Source organism: Paludibaculum fermentans (assembly GCF_051172195.1).
Classification (GTDB): domain Bacteria; phylum Acidobacteriota; class Terriglobia; order Bryobacterales; family Bryobacteraceae; genus Paludibaculum; species Paludibaculum fermentans_A.
Window position 1 is genome coordinate 4583906 of the sequence record NZ_JBPJAQ010000001.1, and the last position, 25287, is coordinate 4609192.

A 25287-nucleotide genomic window follows, 5' to 3' on the forward strand; every position below is an offset into this window, starting at 1 on the left:
GTGCAAGAAGGTAATGATTTACAGTACAGAAGTAGACTCATGCGGATTCTAGTCCTGAACGCGGGCAGCTCGTCCCTGAAATACCAGCTCATCGAGACGGGCGTGCGCCATGAACACGTTGTGGTGAAAGGCGCGGTCGAGCGGATTGGCGCGGCCGGCAGCCCGGTGCACAACCATACCGAAGCGGTGGAGGAGATTCTGCCCAATCTCGGGCCCATCGACGGGGTGGGCCACCGTGTGGTCCATGGGGGCGAGCGCTTCAAAGAGTCCGCGCTGATCGATCTTGAGGTGGAACGCGCGATTGCGGACTGCTGCTCGCTGGCGCCGCTCCACAATCCGCATCACCTGGCCTGCTACCGGGCCGCTCACGCCCTGCTGCCGAATGTGCCGCATGTCGCCGTCTTCGATACCGCCTTTTTCCACACCATCCCACGGCGGGCATTTCTCTACGCGGTGCCCTACGAGTTGTACGAGACAGACCACATTCGGCGCTACGGCTTCCACGGTACTTCGCACCGCTATGTCGCGGGTAAGGCGTCGGAGCAACTGGGGATTCCGCCGGATGAGGTCAAGCTGATCACCTGTCATTTGGGCAACGGCTGCTCAGTGGCGGCGATTGACGGTGGGAAAGCCGTCGACATCTCGATGGGGCTCACGCCGCAGGAGGGGTTGGTGATGGGGACGCGCTCCGGTGACATCGACATCGGGGTGATCTTCCACCTGGCCCGCCAGAAGGGCATGACCCTCGACGAGATCGAGAAACTCCTGATTCACCGCAGTGGGCTGCTGGGGCTCTCCGGCCGCTCGAACGATATGCGCGATCTTGTCCAGGCGTCCCAGCAGGGCGATGCCCGCGCCCGTATCGCGGTCGAGGTCTTCTGCTACCGGGTGAAGAAGTACATTGGGGCGTTCTGGGCGGTCCTGGGCGGGGCCGACGCCATTGTCTTCACTGGCGGGATCGGCGAGAATCGGCCCGAAGTGCGTGACGAGATCATGGAAGGGCTGGAGAACCTGGGCGGCGCGCCGGTGCTGGTGATTCCGACGAATGAGGAGCTCGTCATCGCTCGCGACACGGCCCGGATTATCGGAAAAGGAAGAGGGTAGAGGCAGCGGTCAGGATCACGACCAGGGCTTCAAAGAGCTTCTCGGGAATGTGGGGCACCAGCCGCCGCCCGCCCATCGCCCCCACCATGACGGCCGGCACCATCAGGACATCGAAGGTCAGCGACTGCCGGCTGAACAAGCCGTGCCAGGCGTAGATGGGCACCTTGGTCAGGTTGATGATGAAGAAGAACCACGCGCCGGTGGCGATGAACTCCTCTTTGGGGAGATTCTTGCTGAGCAGGTAGAGGCTCATCACCGGGCCGGCGGCGTTGGCCACCGTGGTGGCGAAGCCCGCCGTTGCGCCATAGACGACCGGGTGGGGCGTCACCGAGGCGCCGTTCTTCGCGTACTTCCGCCAGAGGTAGGCGATCAGCATCACCAGCACGATGCTGCCCACGATGGGACGGAGCACGGTTTCCTTCAGGTTCAGGGCCAGCGCTCCGCCGGCCATGCCGATGAGGACCCACGGCACCAGCGAGAATAGCCTTCCGGCGGCCGCGTGCCGGCGCCAGTAGATGACGGCAAACAGGTCAGCCGTACAGAGCAGGGGGAGCAGCCAGGCGGCGGAGGCCCGTGCGTCGCCCACGGTGAGAATGATGAGTGGAACCACCAGGATGCCGAAGCCGGGCAGGCCGGTCTTCGCCACGCCGACACACATCGCGCACAGCGCGCCAACCAGCCATTGCCAGATTTCCAGATGGGGCATGAGGACTAAATGCGGGACCTAGTCCTCCAGCATAACCTCAACTCAGCGGCCGTTGAATTCCTTCACGGCATCGAGCATCGCCACCAGGTTTTCCACGGGGGTGCCCGCCTGCACGTTGTGGATGGAGTCGAAGACAAACCCGCCGCCGGTGGAGAAGATCTCGCAACGCCGCAGGACTTCGGCCCGCACCTGCTCCGGCGTGCCGAACGGCAGCGTCTTCTGCGTATCCACTCCGCCGCCCCAGAACACCAGCCGGTCGCCGTACCTGGCTTTCAGCGTCTCCGGATCCATGCCCACGGCCGAGCATTGCACCGGGTTGATGATGTCGAAACCCGCGTCGATGAATGCATCGAAGAACTTCTCCACGCTGCCGCAGGAGTGCTTGAAGCACTTCCAGCCCGTGTTCTTGTGCACCCAATCATTGACGGCTTTGTAGTAGGGGAACCACAGCTCGCGCAGGGTACGCACGGAGCAGAACTGGGAGGTCTGGGTGCCGAAATCGGTGCCGCACAGGAACACCGCGTCCACGCTGTCGCCGATGCGGGCGTGCACCCGCTCCAGGTTCCGGATGCCGTTCTCGCACTGGTGCGCGAAGATCTTGTGGACATAGTCCTTGCGGCTGCTGGTGGACATGTACCACTCGGCCACGTCGCGGATCCCCTTTGGATTCTTCAGGAAAGGGGCCGGGACCAGGGCGATGTCGCCAAAGGCAGTTCCGCCGAAGGTAGCCAGGATGCCTTTGCCGGTCTGCTGGGCCGCCGCGACGCTGGCGCTGACGTGATCGAGATCGGCTTCGGAGAGCGGGGTGAACTCCTCCAGGTTGTCCTCGATGTTCAATGAATCTTCATCGAAGGCCGGCTGCCGGACGATTGTGTCGAAGAATGCGCTGCCCAGGGGCATCCGGCCGCTGGGGGCAGCGGTCTCATCGCCTTCGGGGTAGATGAGGATGTCGCCGTTGGCCTCGGTGCGGGTGCGGAACTCGGTGGAGACAAGCACCGGCAGGCCGCGGAAGTCCCACTCTTTCCAATCGGCGTTGGCGAAGCCGAACATGGTGTTGCGGGGAAAGACACCCGTGACGTCCAGGCCCATCGCCTCGCTCAGGTCCGGTTCCACCAGACCGAGCATCTGATAGGGCTCATGCACCATGACAGGGCGTTTTTCCAGTCCATAGAAATCGCGCAGCGCGGCCACGCACGAGACGTGGACCCCGGTCACCGCGCTGCCGCCAAAGTCGATGGGGATGCGGTCGGGCTGCCTGTGCGCCAGTGCGTCCCGCAGCCTCTGCCGGCTGGTAGTGGGTGCCATGCTTACGTGTCCTTCCGTGCGATCACTTTATTCGTACTTCAGGATCAATCTATCTGAATGGCTTAGACCAGTCAACGAATCGCATAATGGATCCTATGCAAAGGCGATCGTTCCTGGCCGCAGCGGCTGCCGGCCTGCTGCCTGCCGCGGGCAACCCGAAACCCAACATTGTCCTGATCCTGGCCGACGACCTTGGGTGGTCCGATATCGGCTGTTACGGCAACCGGGACATCGCCACGCCGAATCTCGACCGCCTGGCCGCGCAGGGCGCCCGCTTCACGCAGGCCTATGCCGCCTGCCCGGTCTGCTCGCCCACTCGCGCCAGCATCATGACCGGGCGCTATCCGGTGCGAACCGGGGTCACCGATTGGATTCCCGGGCGCAAACCCGATCCCAAAAGCCCCATCGTCACCCCGCTGACGGCGACTCAGCTGGACCGCAAGCAACGCACCATCGCCGAGTGCCTCAAGCCGGGCGGCTACCGCAGCGCCAGTATCGGCAAGTGGCATCTGGGCGGTGAAGGGTTCCTCCCGACGGATCAGGGCTTCGACATCAACATCGGGGGCAGCCATATCGGCAGTCCGCCACCTTCCGGCAAACTGGGCTCCAGCTATTTCGGGCCCTTCGAACTGCCGAATCTCAAGGCCGGACCGGGCGAGTTCATCACCGAGAAGCTCACCGACGCGGCCAGCGGGTTCATTGCCCAGCAGAAGTCGAATCCTTACTTTGTCTACCTGTCCCATTACACGGTGCACATCCCGCTGCAGGCCAGTGAGGCAGATATCGCGCGCCACCGCGAGCGTGCCCACGGCCGCTACAACCCGATCTACGCCGCCATGCGCGAGAGCATGGACCAGAGCGTCGGGCGCGTGATGGAGGCGGTGGAGAAGAGCGGAGCCGCGGACAACACGCTGCTCATGTTCTTTGCCGACAACGGCGGGCTGCGTTACGAGGGGAAGGGCCAAGCCGCGGTCACCGACAATGCTCCGCTCAGGGCAGGGAAGGGCCATCTCTATGAAGGCGGGATTCGCGAGCCGCTCATCATCCGCTACCCCGGAGTCGTGAAGCCCGGGATGGTGATCGACACGCCGGTCTGCAACGTGGATTTCCTGCCGACCTTCGCCGAGATGGCAGGTCAGAAGGCGGGCGATGTGGACGGAGTGAGCCTGCTGCCGCTATTGCGTGGCAGCGATCTGAAGCCGAGGCCGTTGTTCTGGCACTACCCGCACTACTCCAACCAGGGCGGAGCGCCCGGCAGCGCGATCAGGGAAGGCGACTGGAAGCTGATCGAATTCCATGCCGACGGCCGCCGCGAACTGTTCAACCTGGCCGATGATCCCGGGGAGCACAGGAACCTGATCCGGAGCCAGGCCAAAGTGGCGGACGAGTTGATGGCCAAGCTGAATAGATGGCGTAAGTCGACGAGAGCGGTGATGCCGGCCAGGAATCCGAACGCGGATCCCGCCTGGCCCGGGTTCCAACTGACCGGCGAGGAACAGCCGACGCCGCCGCAGTAGTCGATTCGGCGCGAGCGGGGCTGCCGCCAGTGCCAGTGTTATCCTGGTCTTTGGTACCCGCCCGCATGGAAATCTTCAAGGATTTCACCTTCGAAGCAGCTCACCGACTGCCCAACCTGCCGCCCGAGCACAAATGTTCGCGCTTGCATGGGCATTCGTTCCACGTCCGCATCTGTGTCCAGGGCGCTCCGGATCCAATCCTGGGCTGGGTGATGGACTTCTCTGACATCAAGGCGATCTTCAAGCCCATCCTGCTGCAGCTCGATCACTACTACCTGAACGACATCCCGGGCCTCGAAAACCCCACCAGCGAAGTCATTTCCATCTGGATTTGGAACAAATTAAAGCCGTCATTGCCGGCCCTCTGCCGCGTCGAAGTCCGGGAAACCTGCACCGCAGGCTGTACCTACGCGGGTTGATGGATTCCTCCACAATCCATTGATAGTGTGTATTTTCTTCGTAAACACGACAAAAGACTCTTGAAGTATTATTTGCCGCCTGCTAGCATGAGTAAAAATTCATGAAGCGGCCACCACTGATTGCCAGCGTATCGCGAGTGATTCTACCCTCTCCACCATCTGTCCGCGACCTCGCGGCCGACCCCATCACGCTGCCCGTGCCGCCAGCTGTGCACGGTGGACCTACCCTCGATCACTGTCTTCGCAATCGCCGTTCATCCCGCAGTTTCCTGCCCAGCCCTCTCACCCTGGCGGAAACCAGCCAATTGCTCTGGGCCGCGCAAGGCTGCACCGGACTTGGCGGTCTTCGCACCGCGCCCTCCGCCGGGGCCATCTACCCGGTCCGCGCGTACCTTCTGGCCACTGCGGTGGATGGCCTGACGCCGGGCTTCTACAGCTACGATGCCGATGCAGGCAGCCTGCTCCTGCTGCGCAAGGGCGATCGCCGCAAATCCCTGGCCCGCGCCGCCGCCGGTCAGTCCTGCGTCGAGGAGTGCGCCTTTGCGCTGCTGCTCACCGGCTGGTACAAACGGGCCGGTAGGGAATTTGGCGACGCCGCGCCGCGCCTGGCGGCCATGGAATGCGGCCACATTGGTCAGAACTTCTGCCTGCAGGCGACCGCCATGGGCCTGGGCGCCATCGGCCTGGGCCGCCTGGACCCTGAGGCGGTACGGCTGCTGTTGCGCGTCCCCGACGACGAGGAGCCGCTCTACCTGCTCCTCGCCGGCCGTATCTAGCGTTCTTTACTCAGCGTTCGGCGCCCTTCGACGGCGTGGCCTTGATAGCGCGCTCGAAGGCCCAGGCCCGGATGTGGTTGATCTGTTCGCGCATGGTGCGGGACAGCGGCACTGAGCGGGCCGCGAGCGTCAGCATGTCCTTCGAATTCACGGTCGTGTCTGTGAGTTTCGCTTTGGTGATGGCGCTGATGACGCACTGCTCCACCTCGGCGCCCGTCCAGCCCTTGGTGAATTCCATGAGCTGCGGAATGCTGAGCGTGTCGGGGTCATAACCACGGCGTGACAGGTGAATGCGGAAGATTTCGGTGCGCTCCTCGTCGGTGGGGAGGTCGACGAAGAACACCTCGTCGAAGCGCCCTTTGCGGATCATCTCGGCGGGCAGCAGGTCGATGCGGTTGGCGGTGGCGGCCACGAACAGCCCCGGCGTCTTTTCCTGCATCCAGGTGAGGAAGAAGGCAAAGATGCGGCCCTGTTCTCCGCTGGACTCATTCGCAGTGACGGCCATCTCGATTTCATCGAACCAGAGCACTGCCGGCGCAATGTCCTCCATCTGATGGCACGCATCGGCGAACGCGGTTTCGGGTTTGCCGTGGCGGCCCGAGAAGACCTCCACCATATCCATGCGGTACAGGGGCAGTTGGAAATGGGCCGAGATCGCTTTGACACACAGGCTCTTGCCGCAGCCCGGAATGCCCATCATCAGCACGCCTTTGGGCACAATCTCTTTACTGAGCGAATCGCGCAGGTCGAAGAGCTTGCGGCGCTCAAGTAGCCATTTCTTCATGTTCTCGAGCCCGCCCACGGCGTCCATGGTGGTGGGGGTGGAGACGAACTCGAGCACGCCGCCGCGGCTGACGAGCAGGCGCTTTTCCTCCAGCAGGGCGGGGCGGGATTCTTCGCTGAGCGGCGTTCCCCCGGCTGTCGCGCGGCGCAGGGTGTAACGGGTCTCCTCGAGCGTCAGGCCGAGCAGGGCGGGCGCGAGCTCCGCGATCACTTCGTCGGAAGGCGGCTGGGCGTGCCCCTTCATTTCGTCGCGGACAAAGGCTGTGATTTCGGCGATGTCGGGTGTGCGGAGCTCGACATAGGCGAGGGAGCGCTCCAGTTCCTCAGGGACGTCGTGGATGGGTGAGGTGATGACGACGAACTTGTGGCGGTCGGTGCAGGTGGCGTACAGGTCGCGCAGGTGGCGCCGGACGAGCGCCGACTCGCGCATGGCCTCATGGAAATCTTTCAGGTGGTAGAGCCCGGGTTCCGGGGTGGCGGCGATGAAGGCGAGGACCCCCGCCGCGGTCTCCGTACCTGGCTGCGGAGTGGCGTCGCCGGGGCGCCTGAGGCCTTCCGTGAGACTCCACGACCACACGGGGATGGCGGTGTCGCGGCCTTGCACGGGCAGTGCCGGCGAGAGTTCCGCGAGGATCCTGGCGACACGTTCCTCCTCCGTCGTGCGGACATAGGTGAGGGGCCGGCCGGACAGGAAAAGTTCGCGGAGGGTTCGGGTGGCACGGCTAGCCTGAGCCGCGGCCGAGGTGGCTGCTGGGACGTTCACGAGTATTAGACGCTCGAGGCGGCCAAAAGGACGGCTGGGTGGTCCGGGAATGGTCCGGGAATGTTGGTTTTCCGCCGTCCCCTCGTCCGGTTATGATCCAATACAATCGAGATGACTCGACGCGAGCTCCTAGCGACGCCAGCCCTCCTGGTTCAGAATCCGCCTGCTGTGCCCGAATACCAGATTGGCGCCTACTATTTCCCGAACTATCACGTCGACCCTCGCAACGAGCGGACCCACGGCCGGGGCTGGACCGAATGGGAGCTCGTCAAGCACGCCCAACCGCGCTATGAAGGCCATCGCCAGCCGCGCAAGCCGCTATGGGGCTATGAGGACGAATCCAACCCCCGCGTCTTCGAGAAGAAGATCGATGTGGCCGCCAAACACGGGCTGAATCACTTCATCTTCGACTACTACTGGTACAACGACGGCCCCTATCTCAACCGCTGCCTCGATCGCGGTTACCTGGGCTCATCCAATCATCAGAAGGTGAAGTTCGCCTTGATGTGGGCCAATCACGACTGGCTGGACATCCACCCGGCGCGCGCCGGCATCCGCGCTCCGCTGCTCTATCCCGGAGCCCTCACCCGCGACGCCTGGGATTGGATGACCGACAACATCGTCACCCGCTACTTCGCCCATCCCTCCTACTGGCGTCCCGGCGGCCTGCCCTACTTCTCCATCTACGAACTTTACAAATTTGTTGATTCCATGGGCGGCACGGAAGAGGCTGCGGCCGCGCTGCAACAGCTGCGCAACAAGGCGGGACGAATCCACATCAACGCGGTGGTCTGGGGCGTCAAACTGCTGCCCAGCGAGACGACCATCACCAATCCCAACCAGATGTTGAAGATCCTCGGCATCGACAGCGTCACCAGCTACGTCTGGATCCACCATTTCCCGCTCACCACGTTTCCGGCAGAGCCCTATGAACGCGCCGCCCAGTTCATGTACTCCTACTGGCGCAAGGCCGCGGCCGACTTCAGCATCCCCTATCACCCCAACGTCACGATGGGCTGGGACGCCTCGCCGCGCACCTGCCAGTCCGACATGTTCGAGGATCGCGGCTACCCCTTCATGCCGATGCTCACCGGCAATACGCCTCAGGCCTTCCGCCGCGCGCTGCAGGAGTGCAAACAGTTCCTCGACAGCCAGCGCAACACGCTCAAGATCTGCAACATCAATGCTTGGAATGAGTGGACCGAGGGCAGCTACCTGGAACCCGACACCGAGTACGGCCTCGGTTACCTGGAAGCGATCCGCGACACGTTTTCCAGCTGAAGCGGCGTCTCGGGCCGCAGCCAGCGCTGGAACCGCTCCATGTAGAGGTAGATCACCGGAGTGATGTACAGCGTCAGGAACTGCGACACAATCAGGCCGCCGACCACGGCCAGGCCCAGCGGTTGCCGGGCATCGGCACCTTCGCCATACTTCAGCGCGATGGGCAGCGTGCCGAACAGGGCCGCCACCGTGGTCATCATGATGGGCCGGAAACGCAGTTTGCAGCCTTCATAGATCGCCTCGTGTGCCGGCTTGCCCTCCACGCGCTGCGCTTCCAGGGCGAAGTCGATCATCATGATGGCGTTCTTCTTCACCACGCCGAACAGCATGATCAGGCCCACGAAGGCATACAGGTCGAGTTCCTTGTGGAACAGCCGTAAGGTCACCAGGGCGCCGAAAACCGCCGATGGCAGGCCCGACAGAATCGTAATGGGGTGGATGAAGCTCTCGTACAGGATGCCCAGCACGATGTAGATCACCAGGATCGCCACGATCAACAGCACCGACAGCCCCTGGAACGACTCCTGGAACTCCTTCACGGTGCCCTGGAAGTTCACCCCAATCGTCGCCGGCATGCGCAGCTCGCGCACGGCCGTCATCACCGCATCGGCCGCCTCGCCCAGTGAATAGCCGGGCTTCAGGTTGAACGCCACCGTTACGGCGGGCAGCTGCCCGAAGTGATTCACGCTGAGTGGACCCACCGTCCTGCGGCGCTTCACCAGCGAGTCCAGGGGGACGAGCTTGCTCTGCGACGAACGGATATACAGCTTTTCCAGCGACTCCGGATTCTTCTGGAAGTTCTGGTCCACCTCCAGAATCACTGAGTACTCATTGGCCGGCGTGTAGATGGTCGAGATCTGGCGATTGCCGTAGGCGCTATAAAGCGCGTCCTGGATCTGCTGCGGTGTCACGCCCATGGAGACAGCGCGGTCACGGTCGATGTCCACCATCACCTGCGGGCTGGCGATCTGCAGATCCGTATTGATGTCGACAAAGCCGGGCAGTGTCCGCATCTTGGCCATCAGCGGGTCCACCCAGTCGTACATCTCCTTCAAATTGGAGCTCTGCAGCGTCATCTGGTAAGCGCTGGTGGAGAACTGCCCGCTCACCGTGATGGGCGGCGGATTCTGCAGGAACGTCATGATGCCCGGCACCTGCGCCAGTTGCGGCCGCAGCGAAGCCATCACATCGTCCACACTGCGGTTCCGCTGGTCGCGATCCTTCATGCGGACAAACACGAAGCCCTGGTTGCCGGGCATCGCCACCGCAATCGCGCCTTCCACCGCCGGATCCTTCTGGATGATGCTCGCCACCGCCAACTGGTGATTCGCCATCGACTCGTAGGAGATGTCCTGCCCGGCGCGGGTCACGCCAAACATGAAGCCGCTGTCCTGGCTGGGGATGAAGCCCGTCGGCATCGTCACAAACAGATAGACCGTCCCGCCCAGCAATAAAAAGGACATGACAATCGTGATGAACTGGTGCCGCAGGACGCCGCGCAGGGTGACGTCATAGGCCCAGGCCAGGCCGTTGAAGCCGCGCTCCAGCGCCATGTAGACGGAGCCGTGCTTCGCGCCGTGATCAAACTTCAGGAAACGGCTGCCCAGCATCGGGGTGAAGCTGAGCGAAACGAAGCCGGAGATCAGAATCGCCACCGTGATGGTCACCGCGAACTCGTGCAGCAGCCGCCCCACAATGCCGCCCATGAAGAGCACCGGGATGAACACCGCCACCAGCGATACGGTCATCGAAACGATGGTGAACCCGATCTCCTTCGAGGCCAGCAGGGCCGCCTCCATACGTGGATGCCCCATCTCCATATAGCGCACGATGTTCTCGAGCATCACGATGGCGTCGTCCACCACGAAGCCCACTGAGAGCGTCAAAGCCATCAGCGACAGATTGTTCAGGCTGTAGCCCAGTAGGTACATCACGGCAAACGTACCCACAATCGACAGGGGCACGGCCACACCGGGAATCATCGTCGCCGACAGATTCCTCAGGAACAGCGAGATCACCAGGATCACCAGGCATACGGTCAGGACGAGGGTGAACTCCACGTCCCGAATGGAGCCCCGGATCGATTGCGAAGCATCGAAGGCGATCTGCAGTTCCACCGACGCCGGCAACTCGCGGCGGAACTGCGGCAGCAGCGCCAGGATGTTGTCGACCACTTCCACCGTATTCGTACCCGGCTGCCTCTGCACGGCCAGGGTCAAGCCTCGCTTGCCCTTGAACCACGCCGCCGCCTTGTCGTTCTCCACCGTGTCCAGGACATTGCCCAACTCAGAGAGCCTGACCGGCTGGCCGTTGCGCCAGGCCACCACCAACGGGCGGAACTGGTCGGCGCTGGTCAGCTGTCCATTCGATTGCACTGTGAACGCCTGGCGGGAGCCGTACAACTTGCCCGTCGGCAGGTTCACGTTGTTGCGCTGAATCGCACTGGCTACTTCATCGATACCAATGCCGCGTGCCGACATCGAATCCGGATTCACCTGCACCCGCACGGCGTACTTCTGCGAGCCGTAGACGGTCACCCTCGACACGCCGCTCGCCATCGAAATGCGCTGCGCCAACAGGGTTTCGGCATACTCGTCCACCGTGTACAACGGCAGGGTTTCCGACGTCAGCGAGAGGAACAGCACCGGCTGCTCCGCAGGATTCACCTTCTGGTAGGACGGCGGCCTGGGCATGTTCGGCGGTAGTTGTCCGCCCGCTTTCGCGATGGCCGACTGGATGTCCTGCGCGGCGGAATCGATGTCGCGCTTCAGCTCAAACTGCACCGTGATGGAAGTCGAGCTCTGGCTGTTGGTAGAGTTCATCGACTTCACGCCGGCAATCGTCGAGAACTCGCGCTCCAACGGAGTTGCCACCGCGGCCGCCATCGTCTCCGGATCGGCGCCAGGCAGGGCAGCCTGCACCTGAATCGTGGGATAGTCCACGCTGGGCAGGGCCGCCACCGGCAAAGCCCGGAAGCCCACGACGCCGAACAGGATGATGGCGAAGGTGACCAGCGCGGTCATCACCGGCCGGTCGATGAAGATCTTCGATACGTGCATCGCCTACGACCCCTGTCCGCCGGTTTGCACGCCCTGTACGGCCTTTACCGCCGCGCCGGGCCTCAACAGAAGTTGCCCGTCGGTCACCACGGTCTCGCCGTTCGCAATGCCATTCTCAATCACCAGCTTGCCGCTGATCGCCGGTCCCGTCTTCACCATGCGCAGGTCCACCGTCTGGTCCGGCTTCACCACATAGACGAACAGGCCTTTCTGGCCCGATTGGACGGCTTCCGATGGCACCACGACGGCATTCTCCAGCGTGCCCAGGGTCAGGGAGACATCCACAAACCGGCCCGGCCATAACGCATGATTGCTGTTGTCGAACACGGCCTTCAAACGGATAGTGCCCGTGGTGGCATCAATCGCGTTATCGATCACCGCCAGCCGTCCCTGCACCGGTTGGAACCCGCCATCCTGTACTGAGGCCGTCACCGCCAGTTGGCGTCCCTGGCTGCTGCGCCGTACCGCGTCCAACTGCTGTTGCGGTACACCAAACGAAACGAAGATTGGGGCCACCTGGTTGATCACCACCAGCGCCGTGTCGCCATTCGCTTTCACCAGGTTCCCCACATTCACCAATAGGTTGCCCGTGCGCCCGGAAAGCGGCGATCGGATCTCGCAGTAGCTCAGGTCCAGCCGGGCCCGCTCCACCGTAGCCTTGTCCGTCTCGACATTGGCCCGCGCGGTCTGAATCGCAGCTTCATCGGCCCGCGCCGACTCGCGTAAGGCATCCGCCGTCGTCTTGTACTGGTCATACTGCGAGCGCGACACCACGCCCTCTTTCACCAACTGTTCATACCGCGTGGCGTCCGACTCGGCGTTGCGCAGTTGCGCCCGGTCGCGGGCCAGGTTCGCTTCCGCCTGCCGCATCATCGCTTCGTCGCGAGCGGCCGCTCCCTGAGCCTGCCGCAGGGCTTCACGATAAGGCCTCTGGTCGATTTCGAAAAGCAGATCACCTGCTTTCACATCACTGCCTTCGGTGAAGTGGACCTTCATCAACGGGCCGGCTACCAACGACTTAACCTGCACTGTCGAGTACGCTTCCACCGTGCCCACCGCGCGCACACCGGTCGGAACCGACTGCGTGGACGCCTGCGCCACGGTCACTGGTACTGCCGGCGGCGGACCTCCGGCTCGAACCTCCTCCTTCTTACAGGCTGAGGAGACCAGCAGGAAGACTACAGCTGTGACGGCCGCCATGCGGGCTCTGGCCGGCTGGAGGAAGGGATGAGGCAAACGAATTGCGGGAAGTAATGATAGTTGCATGCGCGGCAACCCGAGACACTCAAAAGGGAGGTTGTTCCCACCAGATTAACACCACCTGCCGGAGGTGAAACCTGAATTCGGAGTGCAAACACTGGTTTCCTGTAAACTTTCCGCGATCCCCAACCATTGACTTCACCCTCTTCCTGCAGCACCTTGGAGCTGTCCGCATACTGGAGCGAATCATGAAGATCATTGCCACGCCCCGTCCGTCTACCACCGCGGCAGTTCTCGCCATCGCCGCCGCGCTCTGCTTCTCCTGGCCCGCGCTGACCCAGGAACCGAAAGCGCCCGCCGCGAAGCCGCCCAAGACTTCGCCTTCCGATCAGTCGATGCAGGACCGCCTGCTCACCCTTCAACTCTCCGTGCGCGAATTGGAATCCCGCGTGGCCGAACTGCAGTCGTCCGCCCGAACGAGTGATTCCTCCGGCCGCAACTACCAATCCGTCATCAGTTCCCTGCAATCCACCGTCGCCAACCAGCAGAGTTCCCTCCAATCGCTGCAGATGTCTGTCCAGAGCCTCCAGAACGCCGTGGCCAGTCTCCAGAGCCGGGTGCATGCCGCGACGCCGGGTCCTGTGCTTCAGGAGGCTGCGCCCGAGTGAGCCAGACTGGCCCCGGGTATATAGTATTGGTTTGAGATCAATCGATCTGATTGCCTTCCCAGGCGAACGGAGGCCTTGTCATGACACCGGCAGCCAATGCGGACACGCCATCGAGGCGTGAGTTCTTCCAACGCTCCCTGGCGGCCGGAGCCCTCGGCTTCCCCACCATCGTGCCGTCGCGTGTGTTCGGCGCCGCCGCGCCCAGCAACCTGATCCAGGTGGCCCAGATCGGTTGCGGCCGCATCGCCCGCGGTTCGGAGTTTCCCGGCGTCTTCCGCCACTCCGATCTTGCCCGCTTCACCGCCGTCTGCGACCTCGATACCGTCCGCCTGGAAGACGCGAAAAATCTCGTCGAATCCACCTATGGCCGCAAGATGGGCAAGGAGCAGTTCACCGGCGTCCGGACTTTCCGCGACTATCGTGAAGTCCTCGCCGACAAGAGCATCGACGCCGTCTGCATCAGCACCCCCGACCACTGGCACGCTCAGCCCGCCATGGAAGCCGCCCTCGCCGGCAAGGACATCTATCTGCAGAAGCCCGCCTCCCTCACCATCGCCGAGGGCCGTCAGATGGCCGATGTCGTGAAGAAGTCCGGACGCATCTTCCAGCAGGGCAGCCAGCAGCGCTCGGAGTTCCAGTTCCGCTACGCCTGCGAGTTGATCCGCAACGGCCGCCTGGGCCGGATCACTGAAATCTATATCGGGTTACCGGAAGACCCCGGCGGCGACGAAGAGAAAGAAATGCCCGTCCCCGGCAATCTCAACTACGAGATGTGGCTGGGCAGCACGCCCAGGGTCTACTACACTGAGCAGCGCGTGCATCCGCAGACGGCGGAGTCCAAAGGCCGCTACAACCGCCCTGGCTGGCTGCGCTGCGAACAGTTCGGCGCGGGCATGATCACCGGTTGGGGCGCCCATCACATCGATACGGCCCATGTCGCCATGGGTACTGAGCATTCCGGTCCCATCGAAGCTTCCGCCACAGCCGAATTCCCGAAAAAGGGACTTTGGGATGTCCACGGCCCCTATCATGTGCGGATGCAGTACGCCAATGGGGTCACCATGTACCTGAGCGAGAAGTATCCCACCGGCCTCAAGTTCGTCGGCGAGGACGGCTGGCTCTGGGTGACCCGCGGCAAGTATCAGCTCAGCGACTCCGCCGCCGGCAAACCACGCAGCACCGTACTGGATGCCAGCAACTTGAACATCCTGCGCAACGGCATCAAGGATAGCGAGCTCCACCTGCACGCCAGCCCCGGCAACGATCATCACCTCGATTGGCTGACGGCGATTAAGAATCGAACCCAGCCGGTCGCTCCGGTCGAAGACGGACACCGGTCGTGCTCTGCCTGCCTGGTCGCGCACGCCTCCATGAAACTAGGCCGCGCCGTGAAGTGGGATCCGGCCAAAGAGCAGTTTGGCGATGCCGAGGCGAACCGCATGCTGGCTCGCGAACAGCGTGCGCCTTACGGCACGGCCCATGTCCTGGCCCGAATGGCCAGGGGCTGATCTCTACCAGACGTGCGTCGCCACGACAGTCGGCCGCGCGGGCGTGCCCTTGTAGATGGTGGTGTGCAACAGGACCTGGATATTCTTCTTCGGCCAGTCCGCGGGCGACTTCTCCAGCGCCTGGTTCATCCGCCCGCTGTCCGTCAGGAATTCACCCGCCGCGCGAGTCCCATACTGCGTGATGCCGGCCGCCGAAACCAGCGTCTGCCCGGTAGCCGAGTCGAAGAGCCGCGACACGATCGCGTAGTCCTCAGGCGTCTTGCCGTCCGGAGCCAGGTTCTTCAGCGACCATGATTGCTTGTTGGTGGTGTCCAGGATCCGCCGCTGCCCCTGGTCCTGCTCAAAGATGAACCGCAGTTTGCCCGTCATCTCCAGCGTCCACAGGTTCGAAAATGCGCCAATCAGGACGGCCGGAGAGCTGCGCAGATCGCTGAACGAGAGATCGTTGGCATAGCGCAGTTCCACCGTCTTGCCGCGCCCGGCGAACATGGTGGAAAGCAGTACGGCCGCGTGCGCATTCCCGATGCCCACAAACTGCTCTGTCACCGGAATGATGTCCCGGCCGTGCAGCACCGCCTCAGGCCCCAGCAAGACCGGTGAAGATCCGCGCTGGTGGTCCGGATTGGTCGCCTTATACGCTTCGTGAACGTCCTTCGACAGGAAGTACACCACCGGTTGCCCACAGTAGATCAACACTGGTTTGGTGGTGGTCATCACCGGGGCCCAGAACTGTTCCAGCACCCCGGTTGGCCGCAGCATCCGGGTTGCCCAGATGCCGCCCACAATCAGGCACAGCAACACCGCAAACCCCAGCGCCATCGTACGGAATCTGCTCGCCTTGACCGGCAGGATTTCCGCCGGCGGCGCGGCGAAATGGAATTCCGCCCGGTATGAGCCGGATCGTAAATCGATGCGTACCGCTCCGGAATCTGTACCTTCCTGGTAGTATTGCGCCAGCCTCTTTCTGATTTCGGTCGCCCGCACGCGCACAATCGGATCTTCGCCCGTGTCGTAATCCGGAGCACGTTCAAAGACCTCGATCCCGATGTTGCGCTCCTTCAGCTGGTCGTCCTTGCCGTGCATGCTGTGATCGACCACATAGCGCAGGAAGCGCTGCGATTGCTTGCTGTTCCGGAACGCCGGGCTGGACAGCAGCTGCTCCAGCGCCGCGCGGACCGCCGCCCGCTGCTCGTCGCTGAGCAGGATGTCGTTTGTTTCCGGCGCGTTGGGGCGCATGGTAACGGTACTTTACCGTCCTTTTCTCTGCACAGAGCATATCGCAAATCCGCCGGGAATTCGGACTTTTTTCAGGGATTTGCAGGAGCCGATCCGTAGCGCACCTTTTCCGATTCCCTCACCGCGCCCAAACTTCGGTTGCTGGTGAACGCTATGCTGCTTCGACATTCTGCCCGTACAAGTTTCCTGAATGTAGGGCGAAGGGCCATGGCCTGCGAGTTCTCGACCCTGTTCCCGGGGCATACCCGCCACGCCGTCGATGCAGGCTGCGCCGCGCTCGACGAGGTCGACCGGCTGGAGCAACTGCTCTCCATCTACCGCGAGGACAGTGAATTGTCCCGCCTGAACACGAGCCGCTCGTTTGAGCGCCAGACGCTGCCCGAGGTCTACCAGGTCATCCGCTTGGCCGCCGGGCTGTGGGCGGAAACCGAAGGTGGTTTCGACATGGCGGTCGCGCCCCTGGTTCGGCTTTGGGGCTTCTTCCAGGGCCCTCGCCGGGTTCCGTCCCACGCAGAGATCGACCTCGCGCTGGCGGAAAGTGGCAGCCGTCATCTCTACTTCCCCGACTCGCCGCACACCATCGGCTACCGGCGGCCGGGTGTCGAGATCAACCCCGGGGCAATGGGCAAGGGCTATGCCATCGACCGCGCGATCCGCCTGATGTGGAATCACTTCGGCATCCGTTGCGCCCTGATGCAGGCGGGCCAGAGCAGCCTCTACGGGCTGGGTGCTCCTTCCGGTGAGCCGCGCGGTTGGGGTGTCGATATCGGCGATCCCCACGGGTCCAGCCGCGCCGTCGCCCGGGTCTACCTGCGGAACCGGGGCCTCGGGACCTCCGGAGCCGCCAATCAATACTTCGAAGTCGATGGCCGCCGCTACGGCCACATCCTCGACCCGCGGACCGGACGACCCGCCGAACAATTGGCCAGCGCTACGGCCATTGCGCGCAGTTCGGCCGAGGCCGATGCCTTGTCCACCGCCTTCTATGTGATGGGCACGGAATGGGTTAGGAAGTTCTGCGAGACACATCGCGAGATCGGCGCCGTGCTGGTGCCCTTGAAATCAGACAAGACCGCGGCTGGACCCATCGTCCTGGGCGCGGCGGAAGTGGAGGTAAGTGCATGAATAGATGGAGCAAATCGATGCTCGTTGCGCTGCGGATCGTGATCGGCTGGCACTTTCTGTATGAAGGCGTCTACAAGCTCGATTCCGACCGCGGAACGGCGCAGTATGCAGCCGCACGCTACCCGTTGCAGGCGGCGACGGGCCGTCTTCACAACGACTTGACGAAGAACCTGCCGTTGCCCGGGGTCTCGGCCAGGGTCGACGCCTGGAATGACGAGATCGTGAAGGTTTTCAAGGCCAGGCAGCCGCTCTCCGAGGACCAGAAGGCCAAACTGACCGATCTCGGCGACAAGATCAAATTGGCCGCCGCGGAAGGGGTCCAAGGTGCTGATTTGATGCAGTTTGACTGGACGCTTGTACACGAGGAAGTCCTGAAGCTGGCAACGGAACAGGAGGGCGAACAGTTCTCGTCGCTCCCCTTCCTGCAGGCCTCGGCTGGACCGTTCCGGTCGCTCTTCCGCGGCTTGGTGCCTGACATGGATGGGCTCGAGCGCCTCACCGAGGTGGCCCTGAAACAGCGCATGGACGACAGGTATGGGGAAATCCTGCGTCATTTCTCCGAGGCCGGGAAACCGTTCACGGCCGACCAGCAGAAACGGCTGGCGGCGGTGCGCGACACCGTGAAAGCAGCCGCCGTGGAGACCGTGACTGCACCGTGGTTCCAGGTCCGCCTGGCTGACTACCGCCTGCTGCGGCAGCGCGTGGCCGCCGCGGAAACCAACGCTCCGTTCACCCGCGAGCGCCGGGATGCCGACCGCAAGAAGCTCGACGTCATCGCTGGAGAACTATTGAGTTACCTCAACGAGCCGCTGTCAGAAATGGCGGTTCAAACCCAAGGCATCGCCACCGTGGATCAACTGGGCGCCGGGCCGCTGCCGCGTCCGGGTGACACCGCCGCCTGGGTCGACCGCGCCATCAAGACCAGCCTCACAGTGATCGGGATCCTGTTGATGCTCGGGCTGTTCACACCCATTGCGGCCTGCGCCGCCGCCGCGCAACTGGCCGTCTTTTACCTGGCCTCGCCACCCTGGCCGGGGCTGCCGGCGATGTCGGTCGCGGGCCATTACCTCTTTGTCGATCGGAATCTGATCGAGGCGTTTGCAGCGCTCGTCATCGCCACCACGGCGACAGGCCGCTGGGCTGGCCTCGATTTCTATCTGGCGCGCTGGTTTCGCGCCGTAAAAACCCAACATCCAGAAGCAGTTATGGTCACCAGGAGCCTGTCATGATCCTCAATGAACAACAACGCCAAGTGGGCAAGGACAACTTCGCCGACGCCCTGAAGATGACGCGCCGCGACCTGATTCCGGCGCTGGTGACGGTGCCTTCCGTCACGGCCTTCTACTGGGGCTACAGCAGCTTGCGCGGCAACCCCGTGCGCGCCGCGCTCATCGGCGCCGGCGGCCAGGGCCGCTCCCACATCGATTCGATCAATCCTGACTACATCAAACTGGTTGCCTTCTCAGACATCCGGCCCAGCATGCAGAAGAAAGCGCGTGTGTCGCTGGAAGGGAAGTTCGGCTCGGACGCACGCCACATCGAGTTGATCGAGGACTACCACAAACTCCTGGATCGCGACGACATCGAGATGGTCATCATCGCCCTGCCGCTGCACCTGCACGCTCCCTGCACGATCGAAGCCATGCAGAAGGGCAAGCACGTCCTGTGCGAGAAGCTGATGGCCAAGACCGTCACCGACTGCAAGCGGATGGGCCGCGCGGCCAAGCAGACCGGGCGCCTGCTCGCCATCGGCCACCAGCGTCACTACAGCTATCTCTATGCAAACGCACTGGAAGTGGCGAAGCAGAAGGACATCCTGGGGGACGTCCGGCATATCCGGGCGTTCTGGCACCGCAACCAGACTGGCGGCGGCAAGCCCGGAGCCGAAAAGGGCGACTTCGATACCTGGTTCGCCAAGGTCCCGGCCGAGGACAAGCAGGTGGATTTCGCCCGATACGGCTACAAGAGCCTGGACGAACTCGTCCGCTGGCGCCTGCAGAAGCGGACCGGGGAAGGCCTGATGGCGGAACTCGGCAGCCATCAGTTGGACGCCTGCAGCATCCTGCTCAAAGCCGTGCTGAATGACAAGGATACCCACGGCGGCAAGACCATGGTCCATCCCAGGGCGGTCTCCGGCGTGGGTGTGAACTCCTACTTCAGCGACGGCCGCGAGGTGGAGGATCACATCTTCCTCACCTACGAGTACCCCGGCGATACCGTCGTCACCTACTCCAGCATTACGACCAACGAAGCCGATGGATACGGCGAGCAGGTGATGGGTTCGAAGGGCACCCTGGCCATCCTGTCTGAACGCGATGTGTATCTGCTGAAAGAGAAGTCGTTACGGGACACCCGCATCTCCTGGGCGGAGCGCCGCATCAGCCAGCCGTCGGCGGTCTCCACCTCCACCGCGCAGTGGACTTCGGGCGGCGGGCTGCAGGACACCCTCACCAGCCGCGGCTACCGCGAGGAGCAGGAGCACCTGGCCTGGCTCATCCGCCACCCGGGCGAGGGCCAGCCGCGCTGCGGAGCCGATGTCGGGCTCGCTGACGCCGTAGTGACCCTGGTTTCGAACATGTCAGCCAGGCAGCGCCGGCGCATCGAGTTCAAGCCCTCGTGGTTTGACCTGAACTCCGACGACGCGCCGGAGACGGCCTGAGCAAACTACTTCCGGGCCAACGGCTTGAGCAGATCGGCGGTCTCACTGGAGAAGCCGGAGATGCCGCCGGTATGACGCAAGGGCGTGAATCCAAACTTATCCACATGATTCGGATTCGCGCCCAGCTCCAGCAATACTTTGACGCTATCGTTGCGGTGCGAAAGCGCTGCCCAGGAGAGGTTCGTCATCTTGTCGTCATCGGTCTCGTCGACGCTCACGCCATTCTTAATCAGGTATCGAACCAGATCATGCTGCCCCAGGGCCACGGCAACACCAAGTGGCGTCATGGCAGCCAGGCCCGTGAGCATGGAGAACTGTTTTGGATCCGCGCCGTGAGCGATCAACTCCTCGGCCATGCCGACGTCGCCCGTATAGGCAACCCGCATCAGGGGCGTCATCCTGAACTTCACATTCGCCCTGGTTTTGGGGCTGGCGCCTTTCGCGATCAGGGCTTTGAGCACGGGCCGGTTGCCCTTGACCAGCGAGGCGACAAGCAGCGCGTCAAAGCCCGTTTTGGACTGGGCGTTGACGTTGGCGCCGCGGTCGAGCAGCAGCCGCACTTTCGCCTCGTCGTCGACGGCCATCATGAGCAGCGAAGTGCCCTCCGGTGTGGCCGCGTTGACGTCGAGCCCCTTGTCGAGCAAGGCGGCCAACTCGGTGGCGGAGCCGAACAGCGCCGTCTTCATCCAGGGCTGCTCTCCGCGAGGAGTCGCGCTGGTGACAGGCGCCGCAACGCTTGGACTGGCAGCGGCCGGCAGCATCTCGGCCAGCGCCATGACCGCCCAACTGGTGGCGGCACAGGAGAGGTACTGGTCGTGACCGCCCGGGAATCCGCTCTCGAAGTAAGGCGGACTGACCTGCGCCGGCGTGTGGAGGCGCGTTCTGACGAGCCAGGCTCCATCGGGCCGCTGGTTCTTCACCAGCCAGGCAACTCCATTCTCGATTTCGGCTTGGCCGGCACTGACATGGCCCGCCTGGCGGAGGGCGGTAATCGCTTGAGCGGTCGAATAGGCGTCGCTTGCCAGGCCTGGAACCTGCGGCCATCCGCCATCACTGTTGTGGCGGGCGAGCAACTCCTGGGCGGCTGCTTTGCGGTCGGCTTCCGGGGCGCCGGCCCACTTCAGGCCGAGCAGCCGGAAGGTGGAGGCCTCGGTGTCAGCCGGCTTCGTGCCGTTCAGCCACAGGCGCGCCTTTGCCAGCGTGGCTTCGCGCTGCCTGCTCAACTCCTCCGGCAGGTAGTAAGCCACGGCGGCGGCCGCCAGGCTTGTCGATGTGAACACGCTTTGGCTGTGCGGCGGACGGTTGTCGAAATTGGACCAGTGACCATCCTCCAATTGAAGGTTGGCGAGGCGTCGCGCATAGATCGCCAGCGTGAGACTCGGAGCCACGCCCGACGCCTGGGCGCCCCATAGGAAGTAGCCCTCACTCAGCGCCGGATCGATGAGCCGGCGATCCTCCACCGCCGCGTCAATGGACGACAGAAACTCAAGAGTGCTACTGGCGACCGCCTGGGCCGCTTTCTCATCGACGGCCAACCCGTGCGCCCGAGCCGTCTCCAACGCGACAGCCGGCATCGTCTGGTGGTGGCAGGAGTAGCACGCGACCTTCCAGTTCGAACCTACTTTCTGAATCAAGGCGATCGATCGCTGGGCGGCCGCCCGGAACTGTTGCTGGGATGGGGCCGCACAGAACGTAGGCGCCGAAAGACAAAGCGTGGCACAGGCCAGGAACCGGATCATCGTCTGCTCTCCTCCGCACTCGGACCCGACTAGTATCAGTACAGAATTGTACAGAGTCAATCGAAAGTTAGGGGGTATCCCGCGGCCTTGGTTGCGTCGCGGACAAGCGATCCTGCACCATCTGAGTGTGGGTTGGCGAGACCCCGCCATTTGCGCATCGCATGTTGAACCTCTCCGTCATGTCGATTCCGTTCCCCAGCGGAGCGCGGCTGGTGGGTCCGATTCTCGGACTGCTGGCCGTGCTGGCATGGCGTGTACGCGAGGCCCGCGGGCCAGTCTCCGTCAAGAAGATCATCTTCCCGCCACTGGGCATGGCGACGGGCCTGTCGATGTTCCTGCTGCCCGTGTTCCGCATTCCCTGGCTGTGGGCTCTGGGGGCAGTGCTGATCGGAGCGCTGCTGCTGGCTTACCCTCTACTCCGGACCACTCGTCTGGAGCGGCAGGGCGAGGTGATCATGATGCGCCGTTCGAACGCCTTCTTCGCCGTGCTGCTCGGCCTGTTCGCAATCCGCTTCGCGGCCCGCGGCTATCTCGACACGATCCTGTCAGGGCAGCAGACGGCGGCTCTGGCTTACCTGCTCGCGCTCGGGATGATCGTACGCTGGCGCACCCAAATGTATCTCGAATACCGGGCACTGGTCAGCAGTCCGGCCGTCTGAAACTATCCGGCCCAGCCGATGGCCGGCCGGGTAGTGACATGGCCGGTGGCCGCCCACTCCGTTCCGTTGACGAGCAGTGTCTGGAAGTGCGGGTCGAGCAGGTTCGGATTCGGTTCATCTTTCCACGTATGCCCCAGCATGGTGGTGTAAATGCGTCCGCGGCCCCAGGAACGAACCCAATCCAGCGGCTCGCGACGATGCGAGTCCTTCGACAGCGCGTAGGTGAGAATCCGCAGTTCCTTCTCGATCGGCCCATGTTTCGGCTGCGCGGCCCCGTGCTGGCCGTGGGTCAACTGCTCCGAAGGATGGATCCAACTCTTCGGCAGTCCGCGAGTGATGGGGTGGCGTGGATCCCGCACCGACATCTCGAAATCGTGGCGCGGGCCGTGGCCGGGTCCGAGTCCTTCGCCGGCCGGCACGACCACGACCCGCTCGCGCTCATCCAGGATCAAGCCGGGGCCAAAGGTCTTGTCGCGCCAGCCCAGGCCGATCATCTCGCTATAGTCAGCCCATTCCAGGAACGCGTTGTTGGCGGCGTGAAAGACGACCAGGCCGCCGCCCTTCGACACGTACTGTTCGAGACTCTGTTCCACGGGGGCCGGCCAGCGGACACCATTTTTCTGATGGCCGCCATTGAAGTTGTTGATCACCACGGAATAACGGTGGAAGTCCGGCCGCCACCGCGCCCATCCCTCCTGGTCGCCCGCGGTGGAAGGTGTCGTCGAGACTTCGACCTCAAAGCGGCCCGAGGCTGCGAGGATGCCGCGTAGCGCCTGGGTGCCGGCTTTCCAGTCGTGGTTGTTCATGCCATCGACAATGAGGACGGGCAGCCGGGCGGGCGGTGCGGCCGCGAGGGCCGAGAGTAAGAGTTCGCGCCGTGAGAGATTCATCATGGTACTATCCGCACTGCCAAAGCAGGAGACCTTCCGTGTAGCCGGGTGAGATGAGCACATAGCAGACGCCTGTGCCAAAGTTCCAGTCGGTTTGTATGCACGTTCCGTCAAGCTCGGGGTAATCCGGGATTTGAACCAGCAGCCGCCAACCTGCCGGCATCTCATCGCCCTGAATCCACTCGGGCGTTCCCCCCATCTTCAGTCCCATCTGCTGGTCGTATTCGGCCTGGCGCTCCACGGGCAATTGGAGGTACTCATCGTACTCGATTTCGGGCAGCTCTTCCCCGATCGCTACCGCGGCGGCTAGTTCGATGGGCCTTTGCATGGCGATGCCCTCTTCCCAAAAAGTCTCATGGAGACAGGGGCCCTCGGTGATGACTGGCTTCCGGTCAGGAGACCTACGCTGGAGGATGACGGCATTCTCACCGGAGTGGGGATCCCAGGTTTCGAGGTCGCGAGGTTCGCCGCCCGTCATGAAGAGGTAGGCCACCAGCCCGGGTTCCACCGGGAAGAGGCCCGGCTCGACGCAGACCTGACCGAGAAACAGCATCGGTTCCCCGGTGGCCCGAGAGACCGGCCACACCGGCTGCTCTACCCAGACCGGCCAGCCGCCCAGCTTCGTCTCCGGTTGCTGGATGGGTGATTCCGCGCGGGTCAACACAAGCCTTCCATATTGCATGTCGGTTTGGATGAGAATATACCAGCAAATCCCGGTGCCGGCGATCGCACGAACGGCCCCGAGTATGAACAAGAGGCCTGGTCGTCTGATAGCATGGCGGGCGAAGGAGTACTCGATGCCCCGCATCACTCGTCGAACCTATGTGAAGGCGCCTCTGGCGGCATTGGCGTTGGGCGCGGCGGAGGCAGCGCCGGCCGGGCGGACAACGGGCCAGGGCGGCATCCAGTTTTCCGAGATCCTCAATCCCGGCGAGGCGTCGCGCATGCGGTTGGCCAAACAGATTGGGATCAACCACGCCATCGTCAATGTGAACTCGACGCTGGCGAAGGTGCCGCGTACGGAGTATGTCCAGGCGCTCACGAAGATCAGGGAAGAGTTCACCGCCGCGGGTTTGAAGATCGCAGGCGTCGAGAGCCACCCTGTGCCGGCCGAGAAGATCAAGCTTGGCTTGCCGGGGCGCGATGAGGAGATTGAGAACTACCAGGCGGCCATCGCGGCACTGGCCCAGGTGGGCGTGCCGATGATCTGCTACAACTTCATGGCCGGCCTGGGCTGGTACCGCACGCGCGTGGACCTGAAGGAACGCGGCGGCGCCCTGACCTCTGAGTTCAACAACGCCGACGCCAAGAAACTGGGCCTGACGAAGTTCGGCGAGGTGACGGAAGCGCTGATGTGGTCGAACATCGAGTACTTCCAGAAAGCCGTGATTCCGGTGGCCGAGAAGCACAACATCCTGATGGCGCTGCATCCGGACGATCCTCCGCTGTCGCCGCTGCGCGGGCTCGCCCGCATCGTCATCAGCGCCAAAAACTACAGGCGCATCATGAATATCGTGCCCAGTCCTGTGAACGGCATTACGTATTGCCAGGCGAACTTCGTGGCCATGGGGGAAGACGTCTACTCGCTGGCCCAGGAGTGGCTGAAAGAGAAGAAGATCTTCTTCGTGCACTTCCGCGATATCGAAGGGAAGGGGGAACGCTTCCGCGAGACCTTCCACGACAATGGCCCCACGGACATGGCCCGGATGCTGAAGATCTACGGCGAGGGCGGTTTCAACGGCCCCGTGCGGCCCGATCATGCTCCGACGCTGGAAGGCGAAGGGAACGACCGGCCGGGCTACGCGATGGGCGGCAAGGTGTTTGCGATCGGGTATATGCGGGGCATCCTCGATGCCTACAAGCTGCCGCACTCCTGAGGGGCGGCCGAAT

General features: G+C 63.2%; 21 protein-coding genes. 12 read left to right on the plus strand and 9 right to left on the minus strand.

From position 1 onward, the window contains the following. Positions 1–39: 39 nt before the first annotated feature. Positions 40–1104 (plus strand): acetate/propionate family kinase, encoded by a 1065-nt coding sequence (locus ACR9Y2_RS18475; protein ID WP_435043026.1) that lies wholly within the window; start codon positions 40–42, stop codon positions 1102–1104. Here ACR9Y2_RS18475 and ACR9Y2_RS18480 read toward each other — a convergent pair. Then, the gene (locus tag ACR9Y2_RS18480) at positions 1082–1810 is read right to left on the minus strand and encodes a sulfite exporter TauE/SafE family protein (protein WP_435043028.1); all 729 of its coding nucleotides are present in this window, start codon (positions 1808–1810) and stop codon (positions 1082–1084) included. The genes ACR9Y2_RS18475 and ACR9Y2_RS18480 overlap by 23 nt on opposite strands. 42 nt (positions 1811–1852) lie before the next feature. Further along, positions 1853–3115: a uroporphyrinogen decarboxylase family protein gene (locus tag ACR9Y2_RS18485; protein ID WP_435043029.1), complete on the minus strand. Its 1263-nt coding sequence runs from the start codon at positions 3113–3115 to the stop codon at positions 1853–1855. A 95-nt stretch (positions 3116–3210) separates the two neighbouring features. On the opposite strand from ACR9Y2_RS18485, the gene ACR9Y2_RS18490 reads away from it, so the two are divergent. The 3 genes from ACR9Y2_RS18490 (at position 3211) to ACR9Y2_RS18500 (ending at position 5827) form a co-directional block, all read left to right on the plus strand. After that, entirely contained in the window at positions 3211–4632 is a 1422-nt protein-coding gene (locus ACR9Y2_RS18490) for a sulfatase (protein WP_435043030.1), read from the plus strand. A 65-nt stretch (positions 4633–4697) separates the two neighbouring features. Next, positions 4698–5051 (plus strand): 6-carboxytetrahydropterin synthase QueD, encoded by a 354-nt coding sequence (gene queD, locus ACR9Y2_RS18495; RefSeq protein ID WP_435043031.1) that lies wholly within the window; start codon positions 4698–4700, stop codon positions 5049–5051. Positions 5052–5152: 101 nt separating this feature from the next. Further along, on the plus strand, positions 5153–5827 hold the full coding sequence (locus tag ACR9Y2_RS18500; protein ID WP_435043032.1) for a SagB/ThcOx family dehydrogenase: 675 nt from the start codon (positions 5153–5155) through the stop codon (positions 5825–5827). 10 nt (positions 5828–5837) lie between these two features. Here ACR9Y2_RS18500 and ACR9Y2_RS18505 read toward each other — a convergent pair whose 3' ends face one another. Further along, positions 5838–7373 (minus strand): AAA family ATPase, encoded by a 1536-nt coding sequence (locus tag ACR9Y2_RS18505; protein ID WP_435043033.1) that lies wholly within the window; start codon positions 7371–7373, stop codon positions 5838–5840. A 111-nt stretch (positions 7374–7484) separates the two neighbouring features. On the opposite strand from ACR9Y2_RS18505, the gene ACR9Y2_RS18510 reads away from it, so the two are divergent. Continuing rightward, the gene (locus ACR9Y2_RS18510) at positions 7485–8654 is read left to right on the plus strand and encodes a glycoside hydrolase family 99-like domain-containing protein (RefSeq protein WP_435043034.1); all 1170 of its coding nucleotides are present in this window, start codon (positions 7485–7487) and stop codon (positions 8652–8654) included. Here ACR9Y2_RS18510 and ACR9Y2_RS18515 read toward each other — a convergent pair. Both ACR9Y2_RS18515 and ACR9Y2_RS18520 read right to left on the minus strand, forming a co-directional pair. Beyond that, a complete protein-coding gene (locus ACR9Y2_RS18515; protein WP_435043036.1) occupies positions 8618–11713 on the minus strand; it encodes an efflux RND transporter permease subunit in 3096 nt (1031 codons plus the stop codon). The two genes, ACR9Y2_RS18510 and ACR9Y2_RS18515, sit on opposite strands and share 37 nt — an antisense overlap. Before the next feature lie 3 nt (positions 11714–11716). Beyond that, positions 11717–12913: an efflux RND transporter periplasmic adaptor subunit gene (locus ACR9Y2_RS18520; RefSeq protein WP_435043037.1), complete on the minus strand. Its 1197-nt coding sequence runs from the start codon at positions 12911–12913 to the stop codon at positions 11717–11719. A gap of 248 nt (positions 12914–13161) precedes the next feature. Here ACR9Y2_RS18520 and ACR9Y2_RS18525 point away from each other — a divergent pair, with 248 nt between their 5' ends. Both ACR9Y2_RS18525 and ACR9Y2_RS18530 read left to right on the plus strand, forming a co-directional pair. Further along, positions 13162–13581 carry a hypothetical protein gene (locus ACR9Y2_RS18525; protein ID WP_435043038.1) on the plus strand — a complete coding sequence of 140 codons (420 nt, stop codon included), beginning with the start codon at positions 13162–13164 and terminating at the stop codon, positions 13579–13581. Between the two features lie 80 nt (positions 13582–13661). Next, positions 13662–15089 carry a Gfo/Idh/MocA family protein gene (locus ACR9Y2_RS18530; protein ID WP_435043039.1) on the plus strand — a complete coding sequence of 476 codons (1428 nt, stop codon included), beginning with the start codon at positions 13662–13664 and terminating at the stop codon, positions 15087–15089. Positions 15090–15092: 3 nt separating this feature from the next. On the opposite strand, the gene ACR9Y2_RS18535 is transcribed toward ACR9Y2_RS18530, so the two are convergent. Beyond that, on the minus strand, positions 15093–16325 hold the full coding sequence (locus ACR9Y2_RS18535; RefSeq protein ID WP_435043040.1) for a hypothetical protein: 1233 nt from the start codon (positions 16323–16325) through the stop codon (positions 15093–15095). 207 nt (positions 16326–16532) lie between these two features. Between ACR9Y2_RS18535 and ACR9Y2_RS18540 the strand changes: the two genes are divergently transcribed. The 3 genes from ACR9Y2_RS18540 to ACR9Y2_RS18550 are packed head-to-tail and all read left to right on the plus strand — an operon-like array spanning position 16533 to position 20109. Further along, the gene (locus ACR9Y2_RS18540; RefSeq protein WP_435043041.1) at positions 16533–17450 is read left to right on the plus strand and encodes an FAD:protein FMN transferase; all 918 of its coding nucleotides are present in this window, start codon (positions 16533–16535) and stop codon (positions 17448–17450) included. Next, positions 17447–18679, plus strand: a complete 1233-nt coding sequence (locus tag ACR9Y2_RS18545) for a hypothetical protein (protein WP_435043042.1) — start codon at positions 17447–17449, stop codon at positions 18677–18679. The genes ACR9Y2_RS18540 and ACR9Y2_RS18545 overlap by 4 nt, the downstream gene beginning before the upstream one ends. Then, positions 18676–20109: a Gfo/Idh/MocA family protein gene (locus tag ACR9Y2_RS18550; RefSeq protein ID WP_435043043.1), complete on the plus strand. Its 1434-nt coding sequence runs from the start codon at positions 18676–18678 to the stop codon at positions 20107–20109. Before ACR9Y2_RS18545 ends, ACR9Y2_RS18550 begins: the two co-directional genes overlap by 4 nt. A 5-nt stretch (positions 20110–20114) precedes the next feature. Here ACR9Y2_RS18550 and ACR9Y2_RS18555 read toward each other — a convergent pair whose 3' ends face one another. Beyond that, on the minus strand, positions 20115–21848 hold the full coding sequence (locus ACR9Y2_RS18555) for an ankyrin repeat domain-containing protein (protein WP_435043044.1): 1734 nt from the start codon (positions 21846–21848) through the stop codon (positions 20115–20117). A 161-nt stretch (positions 21849–22009) separates the two neighbouring features. Between ACR9Y2_RS18555 and ACR9Y2_RS18560 the strand changes: the two genes are divergently transcribed. Beyond that, positions 22010–22507 carry a CcdC family protein gene (locus tag ACR9Y2_RS18560; protein ID WP_435043045.1) on the plus strand — a complete coding sequence of 166 codons (498 nt, stop codon included), beginning with the start codon at positions 22010–22012 and terminating at the stop codon, positions 22505–22507. Positions 22508–22509: 2 nt separating this feature from the next. Here ACR9Y2_RS18560 and ACR9Y2_RS18565 read toward each other — a convergent pair whose 3' ends face one another. Both ACR9Y2_RS18565 and ACR9Y2_RS18570 read right to left on the minus strand, forming a co-directional pair. Further along, positions 22510–23400 carry a ThuA domain-containing protein gene (locus ACR9Y2_RS18565; RefSeq protein ID WP_435043046.1) on the minus strand — a complete coding sequence of 297 codons (891 nt, stop codon included), beginning with the start codon at positions 23398–23400 and terminating at the stop codon, positions 22510–22512. Positions 23401–23404: 4 nt separating this feature from the next. Then, on the minus strand, positions 23405–24061 hold the full coding sequence (locus ACR9Y2_RS18570) for a DUF1963 domain-containing protein (RefSeq protein WP_435043047.1): 657 nt from the start codon (positions 24059–24061) through the stop codon (positions 23405–23407). 133 nt (positions 24062–24194) lie between these two features. On the opposite strand from ACR9Y2_RS18570, the gene ACR9Y2_RS18575 reads away from it, so the two are divergent. Beyond that, positions 24195–25274, plus strand: coding sequence for a mannonate dehydratase (locus ACR9Y2_RS18575; RefSeq protein ID WP_435043048.1), 1080 nt, complete (start codon positions 24195–24197; stop codon positions 25272–25274). Positions 25275–25287: the final 13 nt, after the last annotated feature.